At 55.2% G+C, this 12742-nt stretch carries 12 protein-coding genes and 2 tRNA genes; 1 reads left to right on the top strand and 13 read right to left on the bottom strand.

All coding sequences use genetic code 11. The features are described from left to right. Position 1 precedes the first annotated feature (1 nt). The 13 genes from nuoG to AC4IE8_RS13135 form a co-directional block, all read right to left on the bottom strand. Positions 2–2359: an NADH-quinone oxidoreductase subunit NuoG gene (gene nuoG, locus AC4IE8_RS13195; protein WP_068991423.1), complete on the bottom strand. Its 2358-nt coding sequence runs from the start codon at positions 2357–2359 to the stop codon at positions 2–4. Between the two features lie 18 nt (positions 2360–2377). Then, the gene (gene nuoF / locus AC4IE8_RS13190) at positions 2378–3652 is read right to left on the bottom strand and encodes an NADH-quinone oxidoreductase subunit NuoF (protein WP_068991420.1); all 1275 of its coding nucleotides are present in this window, start codon (positions 3650–3652) and stop codon (positions 2378–2380) included. Between the two features lie 5 nt (positions 3653–3657). Continuing rightward, the gene (locus tag AC4IE8_RS13185) at positions 3658–4161 is read right to left on the bottom strand and encodes an NADH-quinone oxidoreductase subunit NuoE family protein (protein WP_068991417.1); all 504 of its coding nucleotides are present in this window, start codon (positions 4159–4161) and stop codon (positions 3658–3660) included. 12 nt (positions 4162–4173) lie between these two features. Next, positions 4174–5427: an NADH-quinone oxidoreductase subunit D gene (locus AC4IE8_RS13180; protein ID WP_068991415.1), complete on the bottom strand. Its 1254-nt coding sequence runs from the start codon at positions 5425–5427 to the stop codon at positions 4174–4176. Beyond that, complete coding sequence (locus AC4IE8_RS13175; protein ID WP_490791223.1) at positions 5420–6115, bottom strand: NADH-quinone oxidoreductase subunit C; 696 nt, start codon at positions 6113–6115, stop codon at positions 5420–5422. The genes AC4IE8_RS13180 and AC4IE8_RS13175 overlap by 8 nt, the downstream gene beginning before the upstream one ends. Before the next feature lie 39 nt (positions 6116–6154). Further along, a complete protein-coding gene (locus tag AC4IE8_RS13170; protein WP_068991407.1) occupies positions 6155–6631 on the bottom strand; it encodes a NuoB/complex I 20 kDa subunit family protein in 477 nt (158 codons plus the stop codon). 39 nt (positions 6632–6670) lie between these two features. Beyond that, on the bottom strand, positions 6671–7027 hold the full coding sequence (locus AC4IE8_RS13165; RefSeq protein ID WP_068991403.1) for an NADH-quinone oxidoreductase subunit A: 357 nt from the start codon (positions 7025–7027) through the stop codon (positions 6671–6673). Positions 7028–7228: 201 nt separating this feature from the next. Beyond that, a tRNA-Leu gene (locus AC4IE8_RS13160) sits at positions 7229–7313 on the bottom strand. A 20-nt stretch (positions 7314–7333) separates the two neighbouring features. Then, a complete protein-coding gene (gene secG / locus AC4IE8_RS13155; RefSeq protein ID WP_490791209.1) occupies positions 7334–7846 on the bottom strand; it encodes a preprotein translocase subunit SecG in 513 nt (170 codons plus the stop codon). A gap of 62 nt (positions 7847–7908) precedes the next feature. Further along, positions 7909–8661, bottom strand: coding sequence for a triose-phosphate isomerase (tpiA, locus tag AC4IE8_RS13150; protein ID WP_490791208.1), 753 nt, complete (start codon positions 8659–8661; stop codon positions 7909–7911). A 168-nt stretch (positions 8662–8829) separates the two neighbouring features. Then, positions 8830–10173, bottom strand: coding sequence for a phosphoglucosamine mutase (glmM, locus tag AC4IE8_RS13145; RefSeq protein ID WP_068991393.1), 1344 nt, complete (start codon positions 10171–10173; stop codon positions 8830–8832). 25 nt (positions 10174–10198) lie between these two features. After that, positions 10199–10984, bottom strand: coding sequence for a dihydropteroate synthase (gene folP / locus AC4IE8_RS13140; RefSeq protein WP_083226053.1), 786 nt, complete (start codon positions 10982–10984; stop codon positions 10199–10201). A gap of 193 nt (positions 10985–11177) precedes the next feature. After that, positions 11178–11804, bottom strand: a complete 627-nt coding sequence (locus tag AC4IE8_RS13135) for a helix-turn-helix domain-containing protein (protein ID WP_083226052.1) — start codon at positions 11802–11804, stop codon at positions 11178–11180. Between the two features lie 832 nt (positions 11805–12636). On the opposite strand from AC4IE8_RS13135, the gene AC4IE8_RS13130 reads away from it, so the two are divergent. After that, a tRNA-Leu gene (locus AC4IE8_RS13130) sits at positions 12637–12713 on the top strand. Positions 12714–12742 lie beyond the last annotated feature (29 nt).

Here is a 12742-nt window from a genome sequence, read left to right as displayed (position 1 = left end):
GTTATGCCTTCTCCACGGTCACTTCACCAAATGGCTGACCCAGTGTCGATGTGCGCGCCAGGCCGGTGGATATCCAGACACACCCCTGAGGAATGCGCTCGTCCAGCTGCAGGGGCAGATCGATCTGATTGCCGTTCTGTTTTACCAATGCCGTATCGCTGCCATCGAGTCCCAGTCGGGCCGCCTCTTGCGGGTGCAGACGGATGGTATCCGAGCCCGCATCCTGGGTCTGCTGCAAGGCCGTGGCGCGACGCACCAGCGGATCGCAGGCATACAGCGGTGTATCCCCGCCTCTCAGGAGCACATCGGCGCTCAGCAGCGGCTCAAGATTTTGAGGTTCTGCCTGCTTGTTATCGAGTGTTGAGGATTCACACAGTTTGTGAAGCTCATCATGAATCTGTTGTGAATCGATGTAATCGAAACCTGGCTGATCCGTCAGGTTGCCGAGCACCCGCAGAATCTTCCAACCAGGACGACTCTCTCCCTGAGGCCTGACCACTCCGCGACTCTGCTGCCAGCGCCCCTCCGCGTTGACATAGGTTCCTGAGGTTTCGGTAAAGATCGCCATCGGCAGCATGATATCCGCACAGGCTTCCAGTTCAGGACTGCGGAAGGCACTGATCGCAACCACCATATCGGCGCTCTGCAGTGCACTCATCGACAGAGAACCATTCCAGAAGTCACGACCGGGCTCCACCCCCAGCAGCAGATAGCCTTTGCGGGGCATCTTCAGCATCCGCAGGGTATCCAGGCCAGCACGCTCAGCCGCTGTGCCTCCGGCTTGCAGGTGAGGCACCGCACCGGCAAGCTGGGCGCCAACCGAGTTGGCCGATGTCGGCAGTATAGAGAGCTGCGCGCCGGTCGCTTCAGCCAATGCAGCCGCGAGGGTATGCAGCAGTGCGTAGTCCGGGTGAGCCTGAGCCATCGCCCCAAGCATGACCAGTGCGCCATCGGCAGCCTTCAGGTTGGCGGCTGTCTGTTTCGCGGACTCATCCACTTTAGCGGCACCCAGCAGGGAGGCACCCCCGCCAGAGGCTTTGACACCGGCCGCTTTGGCAACCGCCGCCAGACGGCCAGCCATCTCGCCCGGCGTACAGACATCCTGGTCACCACGGTGATTCAGATCGATTTGGATGGGATTCAGGTAGTGAAGCTTGGCCCCATTCACGGCGGCCTTACGCAGGCGATGCGCCAGAATCGGCTGCTCTTTTCGAATGTTCCCGCCGACCACAAAAACGGTCTGCATCTGATCCATATCACTGAGGCTACTGCCCAGCCAGTGGACGCTGTTTTGGGTTGCATCCATTCGGAAGTCGCCTTGACGTAGACGGCTGTCGATATTGTTACAACCCAGTCCGCGCATCAGTTTCTGAGCGAGAAACAGCTCTTCAAGGGTTGAGGTTGGGGCTAACAGGGTTCCGATCTGATCACCATCGCCGATCTCTTTGAGACTGGCCGCTGCCATCTCCAGAGCCATCTCCCAGCTGACCTCTTTCCATTCGCCACCTTTTTTCACCATCGGTGAAGTGAGCCGGTCACTGCTGTAGAGCCCTTCGTAACTGAAACGGTCCCGATCGGAGATCCAGGTCTCGTTGATCGATTCATTGTCTTTGGGATGCACCCGCATCACTTTGTTATCACGCAGGTGCAGGTTCAGATTGGAACCCAGACTGTCGTGCGGTGCGATCGCTTCCACCTGAGTCAGCTCCCAGGCGCGAGCATTGAAACGGAAAGGTTTCGAGGTCAACGCACCTACCGGACAGAGGTCGATGATGTTGCCGGACAACTCGGAGTCCACGCTCTTTTCGATATAGGTGCCGATCACCATATGCTCACCACGACCGGTGGCGCCCATCTCGCGGATACCGGCGATCTCTTCGCCAAATCTTACACAACGAGTACAATGGATACAGCGGGTCATATCGGTGGCAATCAATGGCCCGATATTCTTGTCGGCAACGACCCGTTTACCCTCACTGTAGCGGGAGACATCCCGCCCGTAACCAATCGCCACATCCTGCAGCTCACACTCGCCACCCTGATCACAGATCGGACAGTCGAGCGGGTGATTGATCAGCAGGAACTCCATGGTGCCTTTCTGCGCCGCCAGCGCTTTTGGAGATCGGGTGTAGACTTTCATGCCGTCAGACACCGGCGTGGCGCAGGCCGGGAGAGGTTTCGGCACCTTCTCCACTTCAACCAGGCACATACGGCAGTTGGCTGAGACGGAAAGTTTCTTGTGATAACAGAAGCGCGGTATGTTGATACCGGCTGCATCCGTGGCTTCAATGAGCATGATGCCGGCTTCCGCCTGCAGTTCCTGCCCGTTTACTTCTATGGTGACTAACTTATCTGTCATCGTGGTTACTGTAAGACCTCAGCCAGCCCCGACCATACAACGCTGATGGTCGATGTGATATTGAAACTCATCCCGATAGTGGCGCAGCATGCCCTGTACCGGCAAAGCTGCAGCGTCTCCCAGGGCGCAGATGGTTTTGCCGCTGATTTTGTCTGCCACATCATCCAGCAGGTCCAGATCCTCCTGGCGTCCCTGTCCGGATTCGATGCGGTGCACGACCCGATAGAGCCAGCCGGTACCCTCACGGCAGGGAGTACACTGACCACAGGACTCTTCGTGGTAGAAATAGGACATACGCTCAAGGGTCTTGACCATACAGTTGGTGTCGTCCAGCACGATCACCGCACCTGAACCCAACATGGAGCCGGCGCCGGCGATGGAGTCGTAGTCCATATTCAGATCCATCATCTGTTCACCGGGAATCACCGGTGCCGATGAACCACCGGGAATCACCGCTTTGATCTTGCGACCGTCTTTCATTCCCCCGGCCATCTCAAGCAGCTCGGAAAACGGCGTTCCCATCGGAATTTCGAATACCCCCGGATTATTGATATTGCCGGAGATTGAAAACAGTTTTGAGCCACCGCTGTTCTTCACACCGATATCGGCAAACCACTCACCACCCTTCTCCAGGATCATGGGAATCGAGGCCAGACTCTCGGTGTTGTTGATGATGGTCGGCCGGCCATACAGGCCGAAGTGGGCCGGAAATGGAGGCTTGTAACGGGGCTGACCCTTCTTGCCTTCGATCGACTCCAGCAAGGCGGTCTCTTCACCGCAGATGTAGGCGCCACCACCCAGGTGGGTATGCAGATCAAAGTCGAATCCCGATCCCAGCAGGTTGTCGCCAAGAAAACCGGCTTCGCGGGCCTCCTGCAGCGCCTGTTCGAAGCGCTCGTAGGGTTCCCAGAACTCACCCCGGATATAGTTGTAACCGCGGGTTGCGCCGATCGCATAACCGGCCAGAATCATCCCCTCGATCAGTTGATGGGGGTTGTATCGCAGGATATCCCGATCTTTGAAAGTCCCCGGCTCGCCTTCGTCCGAGTTACACACCACATATTTCTGTCCTGGCGCATTGCGGGAGATAAAACTCCACTTCAGGCCGGTTGGGAAACCTGCCCCGCCACGTCCGCGCAGTCCGGACTTTTTCACCTCTTCAATGATAGCTTCAGGCGCCCGTTTCTCTGTGAGTACCTGCTTCAATACTTCATAGCCACCACGGCTCTGATATTGCTCCATCAACCAGGGGCGCTCAAGATCCAGGGTTCGCAGACAGACTTCATTGACCATGGCTGTTACTCCAGACCTTCCAGAATCGCATCGACGATTTCCGGTGTGAGATTTTCATAATACTGTTTGCCGATCTGCATCATGGGTGCGCCACCACAGGCCCCGAGACACTCCACCTCTTTCATGGAGAAGCGGCCATCCTCGGTAACTTCGCCAAAGCTGATACCGAGTTTTTTCTCAAGATGCTCGACAATCAGATCAGATTTATTGGTCATGCAGGAGACGTTGGTGCAAACACAGATCTTGTGTTTGCCTACCGGCTTCAGCTCATACATGGAGTAGAAGGTCGCCACTTCATAGACCGCAATCGGCGGCATATCCAGATAGTCGGCAACCCGGTCCATCAGTTCCGTGGTCAACCAGCCACCATTCTCATCCTGCACGATCATCAAGGCGCCCATCACGGCGGACTGTTTCCACTCAGCGGGATACTTGGCAATCCAGCGATCAATTTCCGCACAGATTTGCGGGGAGAAAAGTTCCGTTTTGTCTTTAACTGTTACTGTCATTTTTCAATTGCTCTAACGGTCGATCTCACCAAATACCACATCCATGGTGCCAATCACCGCCACAACGTCGGCAAGCATATGGCCGTTCACCATTTCGTCCATGGCAGCCAGGTGAGAGAAACCCGGCGCTCTGATTTTCAATCGGTAAGGCTTGTTGGCGCCATCGGAGACGATGTAACAGCCAAACTCCCCTTTCGGTGCCTCAACCGCTGCGTAGACCTCTCCCTCGGGTGGGCAATAACCTTCTGTGAAGAGCTTGAAGTGGTGAATCAACCCCTCCATATCGTCCTTCATCTCATCCCGGCTGGGTACGGCAATCTTATGATCGTCGACCATCACCGGACCCGGGTTGGCTCTCAGCCATTCAATACACTGCTTGATGATGCGGTTTGATTCCCGCAGCTCACCAATGCGCACCAGGTAGCGATCGTAACAGTCACCGTTCTGGCCCACCGGGATGTCGAAATCCACCTGGTCATAGGCCGCGTAGGACTGTTTCTTACGCAGATCCCAGGCAATGCCCGAGCCTCTCAGCATGGGGCCGGTAAAGCCGAGCTGCAGTGCCCTTTCCGGTGAAACCACACCGATTCCGACGGTACGCTGTTTCCAGATTCTGTTGTCGGTGAGCAAAGTCTCGTACTCGTCCACCAGTCCGGGAAATCTGTTCGCAAAATCCTCGATAAAATCGAGCAGAGATCCTTGGCGGGTTTCGTTGCGGGCGGCTACATCACGTCCGGTTACCCACTGGCTTGCCTGGTATTGAGGCATCTTTTCCGGTAGATCCCGGTAGACACCGCCAGGGCGGTAGTAGGCGGCGTGCATACGCGCACCGGAGACAGCCTCGTAGCAGTCCATCAGATCCTCCCGTTCCCGGAAGGCGTAGAGAAACACAGTCATCGCCCCCACATCCAGGGCGTGGGTGCCCAGCCACATCAGGTGGTTGAGAATGCGGGTGATCTCATCGAACATGGTGCGGATGTATTGAGCCCGAATCGGCGCCTCCACCCCAAGCAGCTTCTCGATCGCACGAACATAGCCATGCTCGTTACACATCATCGACACATAGTCGAGGCGATCCATGTAGGGAATGCTTTGGTTATAGGGTTTGCTCTCAGCCAGCTTCTCGGTGGCTCGATGCAGCAGTCCAATGTGTGGATCAGCACGCTCGATGACCTCACCGTCCATCTCCAGAACCAGTCGCAGTACACCATGGGCAGCCGGATGCTGGGGACCGAAATTGAGGGTGTAGTTACGAATTTCAGGCATCGGCGGCATCCTGCGTTGTGTCATCTTCATTCAGATAACGGTTGTCTTCACGGGTAACCCTGGGCACCAAGGTGCGCGGATCGATGCTCACCGGTTCGTAGATCACCCGCGCCTGCTGTTCGTCGTAGCGCATCTCCACCTGACCGATCAGCGGAAAGTCTTTTCTGAAGGGGTGGCCGATGAATCCGTAGTCGGTGAGGATTCGGCGCAGATCCGGGTGTCCGTCAAACAGGATGCCGTACAGATCGAAGGCCTCACGCTCGAACCAGTTGGCACTGGCCCAGACCGGAACCACTGAGGCGACAATCGGTTGATCGGTGTCGACAAATACCCGTAACCGAAGACGGGTGTTGTTGCTGATGGAGAGCAGATGGTAGACCGCGGCAAAGCGCCGGTTCTGTTCGGGCTCATCCCCCGCCTGCTCGGCCACACCCCGGCCGAAACCGGTATTTGGCGCACCGTCAGTCTGCCACTCGGAAATGCCATAATCCGAGTAGTCGACGCCGCAGACGTCGATCAACTCATTGAAACCAAACTCGTCATCGTCGTGCAAAGTGTTGGCGACTTCGATCAGCTTGTCGGTCGGCACCACCAGGGTGACCTCACCACAGCTTCTCTCCACCTGACAACTCAAATCGGAAAAGCGCTCTTCAAGTGTCGAGGCCAGCTGATCCAGTCGACCTTGCATACCGTTTTGGGAACCGCTACTCATGATCTATCTACCACCTTAACGCGCTATGGTACTGGTCCGGCGAATCTTGTCCTGCAACTGAAGCACACCGTACAGCAACGCCTCTGCTGTCGGAGGACAACCGGGGACATAGATATCCACCGGCACAACCCGATCACAACCTCTGACCACGGCGTATGAGTAGTGATAGTAGCCACCGCCATTGGCGCAGGAGCCCATGGAGATCACCCAGCGGGGTTCAGCCATCTGGTCATACACTTTACGCAGTGCCGGGGCCATCTTATTGACCAGGGTACCGGCTACGATCATCACATCCGATTGGCGTGGGCTGGGCCGGAAAACAATGCCGAAACGATCCATGTCATAGCGTGCTGCAGCTGCCTGCATCATCTCCACCGCACAACAGGCCAGACCAAAGGTCATCGGCCACATCGAGCCGGTGCGCGCCCAGTTGATCAACTTGTCTGCGGAGGTGGTGATTACACCTTTCTCAAGAATGCCCTCAATGCCCACTCTTAGCCTCCCGAAGGATTACAGCGCTTAAAATCTTGATTACTCCCACTCCAGAGCCCCTTTCTTCCATTCGTAAATAAAACCGATTACCAGAATACCCAGAAACACCATCATGGCGATAAAACCCACCATGCCGATCTGGTCGAGCACCACGGCCCAGGGGAAGAGAAAAGCGATCTCGAGATCGAAGATAATGAACAGGATGGCTACCAGATAGTAGCGAACGTCGAACTTCATGCGGGAGTCCTCGAAGGCCTCGAAACCGCATTCGTAAGGAGAGTTTTTTTCGTCGTCCGGCTTACTTGTACCAAGCAGAAAACCCAATCCGATGACAATGCCACCCAACACGAAAGCGACCGTTAGGAAAATCATGATGGGCAAATAATTTTCAAGCATCAGAAAGCTGACCCCCCAGTTAATTCAATCGTTATGTTCTTAGGTGAAACTTCAGGGAAGGCAGGCAGTCTATCCTCTGGCCCGCAACAATGTCAAGTGGGGCAAAAAGTAATAACTATATAAAATTCAATTAGTTATAATACTTCTAGAGGCATAAAAAAACGGTATCACACCAAAATGGTGTGTACCGTTCTTATTGGATGGTGCCGATGGCCGGATTTGAACCGGCACGGCTTACGCCACTACCCCCTCAAGATAGCGTGTCTACCAATTCCACCACATCGGCAAAAACTGTTTCCCTGCTGCTTACTCTTTTCCGCCCACTGCAGCCGGTTGCTGCTCTTCGCTCGCAGCCCCCTCGGACGATTCGGCCATTGCCTCTGAAGCCGGAGCATCCATTTCAGCCATGGATTCACTGGCCTGGACCGGCGGCATCTCTTCAGACTGAACTTGTGGCACGCTGTCAGCCGCAGGTACTGCTGGCAGATCGCTATTACCACCGGGTACCGCAGGAAGATCAGTTTCCGGCGCCGGCGCTTCGATCACAGGTGCTGTGCCCATATTTTCCATCAGCCCTTCCGGCTCGTTGGTCTGGGCAGCGAAATAGGCCATAACCATGCTGGTAACGAAAAACAGGGTTGCCAGAATCGCCGTAGCGCGGGTCAGAAAAGAGGCCGACCCCTTGGAGCCGAATACGGTGCCTGAAGCACCACTGCCAAAGGCAGCGCCCATATCCGCACCTTTACCGTGTTGAATCAGAATCAACCCAACCAACCCAACGGCCAGAAAGATGTGAAACACGGTCAATATCGTTTGCATGTCTGCGTTACCTAATAGAGGGTATCCAGTCAGTCAGCAGCTGACCCACAACCCTGAAAAAATTAATTTGCTGCTGTACAGATTCCCAGGAAATCTTCCGCAGCCAGGGATGCGCCACCAATCAGGCCGCCATCGATATCTGCTTTGTCAATCAACTCCTTGGCGTTTCCAGGCTTCATCGAGCCACCGTAGAGGATGCGTACACCCTCGGCCACCTCGGCACTCTTCTCCGCCACCAGGGAGCGAATGAAGGCGTGTACCTCCTGGGCCTGCTCAGGGGTCGCGGTTTTACCGGTACCGATCGCCCAGACCGGCTCATAGGCGATGACGCCCTCCGCCAGTGCCGCCACACCCTCGAGATCGATCACCGCATTCAGCTGACGCGCCACGACCTCGTTGGTGACACCGGACTCACGCTCTTCCAGGGTCTCACCGACACACAGGATCGGTGCCAGACCGGCGGCCCGCGCGGTGGCAAACTTTTTAGCAACCAGCTCATCACTTTCGTTGTGATAGGTGCGGCGCTCGGAGTGCCCTACGATGACATACTTACAGGCGAAGTCATTCAGCATCGAAGCGGCCACTTCACCGGTATAGGCACCGGATGTCTCTGTGGAGAGATCCTGACCACCCCAGGCAATATCGGTGCCACTCAGTCGCTGTTGAGCCTCAGGAATGAAAATGGCCGTGGGGCAGACCGCAACTTCAGCGTTGGTGACCGCGCCAGCACCCTCCTTGATACCATCCAATAAGCTACGAACACTCTCAAGCGAACCGTTCATTTTCCAATTTCCGGCAACTAGCGGTCTACGCATGCTTACACTCCTGCTATAAAAAGAAAGCGCGGTAGCTTAACGGCCAACGCCTCCGAAATCAATCTTCAGAAGGTCTTTCCTGGTCATTTTCTGCAGATTGGATCCAATTCCCCCCTGGAATGGCGAGAATCGGGGCTCACCGCCGGCCAAACCGCAGTAGCCTCCGCATCAGCCGGTTACCAATGCCTCGACGGTACTGGCGATCTGTGACGACAGCACTTCGACCTGCTCACCGTCACTACCCTCCACCATCACACGCATCAGCGGCTCGGTACCGGAAGGTCTGAGCAGTACCCGGCCTGAGCTGCCCATCTCCACTTCAGCTTCACGCACCGATCTTTTGACCGCATCCGACTCCATAATCTCCTGGGCGCTGGTTCCACCCAGGTGAATGTTGGTCAGCTTTTGCGGGTATTTGCTCATCCCGTCACTGAGCTCTCGTAGAGAGCGCCCTGTGGCATGAACTTCCGCCAGAACCTGTAGCGCGGAGACAATGCCATCTCCGGTGGTGGTGCGATCCAGGCAAATGATATGGCCAGACTGCTCACCGCCGAGCACCCAGCCCTTTTTGGAGAGGCGCTCCATGATGTAGCGATCACCCACGTTGGTCCGCTCAAACACCACGCCATGTTCACGTAGCGCATGCTCCAGCCCGAGGTTGCTCATCAGGGTACCGACAACTGCCCCCTTGAGTTCTCCGAGCCGCATCCGGGAACAGGCGATGATATAGAGAATCTCATCCCCATCCACCTCATTGCCCTGATCATCGATCATGATCAGACGATCGCCATCCCCGTCCAGGGCGATACCCAGATCGGCGCTATGCTCCAGGACCGCGGCTCTCAGATACTCGGGATGGGTGGAACCCACCCCGTCATTGATATTGAAACCATCCGGCTGATTACCAATTGCAATCACATCGGCACCCATTTCATCGAAGACGTAGGGTGCGATGTTGTAGGCGGCCCCATTCGAGCAATCCACGACGATTTTCATACCTTTGAAGCGAGTCTTGAGTGGGATGGTGCTTTTACAGAACTCGATATAGCGCCCTTCTGCATCCATTTTTTCCGCTCGCCCCAGATTGGCGGAATCCACGGTGGTGAGCGGCTTCTCCATCTCCGCCTCGATGGCACTCTCCACCCGGTCCGGCAGCTTGAGTCCATCGGCGGAAAAGAACTTGATGCCATTGTCGGTGTAGGGATTGTGGGAGGCGCTGATGACGATACCCGCCTGGGCATGAAGGGTTCGGGTCAGGTAGGCCACACTGGGGGTGGGCATGGGGCCGAGCAGGGTGATATTGACGCCTGCTGCTGTGAGTCCGGCCTCCAGGGCCGATTCGAGCAGATAGCCGGAGATACGGGTATCCTTGCCAATCAACACCCGGCTCTTTGATTCTGTACCCAGAATCCGTCCGACAGCCCAGCCCAGCTTCAACACAAACTCAGGTGTAATCGCCCCTTCACCAAAACGGCCACGCACACCATCGGTTCCAAAATACTTTCGACTCACAGATTATTCCTCAGTTATTTATCGCTTATGAACCCGGCGCCTGAACAGCCGACACTATCTTCAAGGCGTCAACTGTGGCTTGTACATCATGTACCCTTAAAATGGCACTCTTTTTCATGGCAGCCAGCACCGCAGCCGCCAGGCTGCCATACAGACGATCTTCAACAGGACGTTCTCCAAGCAGTGTCCCTATCATAGACTTTCTGGATATTCCCACCAACACCGGCACACCAAGCTGATCGAGATTTTGCAGATTGTCGAGTAGCGCAAGATTATGCGCCAGGGTTTTACCGAAGCCGAACCCGGGATCAACAATCAGCCGATCCTGGGGGATACCCGACGCCACACAAGCATCCAGTCGCTGCTTAAGAAAGGTTTTAACATCCTCAACCACATCATCATAGTGAGGATTGCACTGCATGGTACGGGGCTCACCCTGCATGTGCATCAGACAGACTGGCACGGCGGCTTCAGCGGCGGCCTCCAGGGCGCCGGAATCGCGCAATGCCATCACATCATTGATCATTCCCGCACCGGCGGAGACAGCCTCTCGCATCACCTCCGCCTTACTGGTGTCGACTGAAATGGGTAGTGGGATTTCACCGGCCAGCGCTTCGATCAGTGGAATCACCCGGTCCATCTCCTGTTGCGCGGTTACCGGTTGGGCGCCTGGTCGGGTTGACTCACCACCAATATCGATAATCGCCGCCCCTTCATCGACCATCTGCATGGCATGTTCGATGGCAGCATCCCGGGCGGTGAAGCGCCCCCCATCGGAGAATGAATCCGGGGTCAAATTGAGGATCCCCATCACCCGAGGCTGACTCAGGTCGAGCTTTTTACCAGCGCAGTCAAGAACCTTAGGCACAGATATGTGTTTCCTTATTCAGAGCAAAACCGAAAAGCAAAGCTGTAAACGATAGATTACCATCGTCAGGCTGACGGATTTCCTTTAATTGTCGTACCGCTCAGGGCCTCTCGTTTGGAATTGCCCATAACAGGCTTCAAACATGTTCAGACATGGTTCGCGCCATGGCAATCAGCATCTTCCTCGATTTGCTGTTCATCTCTGAATAGATTGTCATCAGCTCCCGCAGATCATCAGGAAATGATCCACATAAGCCATCCGACTCAATATGTTGCTCATCCAACCATTTAACTGGTCTGTCACTGGCCTTTTCGATGTTGCGCGCTAGACGCTCGCCAATATGTTTGAAGGGATTGTCGATATGGTCGGCCAGCTGAGCGGCCTTGAACCGGCTGGCCATGAGAAATTCAGCGATCGCCTTCGGTCCTTCCGTCTCTGTCTGGCGATAAAGGAAGACCAGGTTCTGATGCCTTACCGCTTGCAGATCCCGCTCGCCGGAACGGATCGGACCAAGTCCGAACATGATCCAGCAGGTCGATGTGCCTGTGGCCCTGGCAATGATCTCAACATGGCCGGGATGGGGCATGGAGTAACCGGCCTCATACCAGGAGAGCCTGTTTTCCGGCCACTTCGGTAACTTCTCCCTGAAGGTCTTGGCTGTCTTGAAGCCGGCCATCTTGCGGGCCTGAGCAATACGCTTACCAATCTTCACCGCGACCGGGTCTTTACTGCGCGACTGGCCGATTGAATTATTTTTTGTCATATGCAAAATTTTCTCTTGCAAAATAAAAGATCAGTATTATACTTGCGCACCAAGTTATGGGAAGCGTCAAATCGACTGTCGCTTCTCCCACATTTATTGAAACGGAAACTGACTATGTATCTATCGGACTTACGCAACATCCACACACCAGCATCCCTGGAAACCGGGTCTGCTTGCGTGGCTGCGTATCCAGCAAATATACAAACTGTCAGCTTCCTGCTTAACAGCAGGGACATAACAGGTATGACCTGACGCCTACACCCCAAAACATACGGGAAGGTGTCATGCACTACTGACACCTCCCGGAACAACCCCCGGTTGGTGAAAACCCCGGGGGTTTTTTATTGCCCGGGGAAAACCCGGGCTGAATCCCGGACGCTCTTTAACAATAAGGAAAACGATTAATCCCTGTCCTGTGTATGGACAGGGTTTGTGGCCGCTTGGGGCAAATACCAAGCAAGCCTCGTCCCCTCATGTCTCGGTTATGGGCCGGGAATGGTCACCTGTCCGACCAGGGACAAGAGGTAGTGCTGCTGTTCGAATCGAATCATGAAACGACAAGCGCAGCTGTGCAGTGCCAGGGGAGAAGTCTCGACGGATACCCGAAGCACCGGTCCGCTGACTCTGGGTAAGCGGACCAATTTAAGTGTGGTAATCAACCGAATGGTACTTACTTAAGCATTAAAACTCATTGCATCTAGTTGCATTAAAGGGTCTTGGTGGGGCATGGCCCCACCCTACACCATGAATTCAACAGTAGGGTGGGACCATGCCCCACCAAATAGTGCTTAAGTAAGTACCATACGGGGAATCACCCCTAAGATTTTTCCATGGGGATGTGGCGCAATTGGCAGACGCAGCTGGCTCAGAACCTGTTTGTTGTGAGTTCGAATCTCACCATCCCTACCAACCGAAAAAACACATTTTTGGAGGTGCGA

It is taken from the genome of Candidatus Thiodiazotropha sp. AKAK2 (assembly GCF_058244685.1).
The sequence above is the reverse complement of the archived record's forward strand: the minus strand, read 5'-3'. Positions and strand labels throughout refer to the sequence as shown.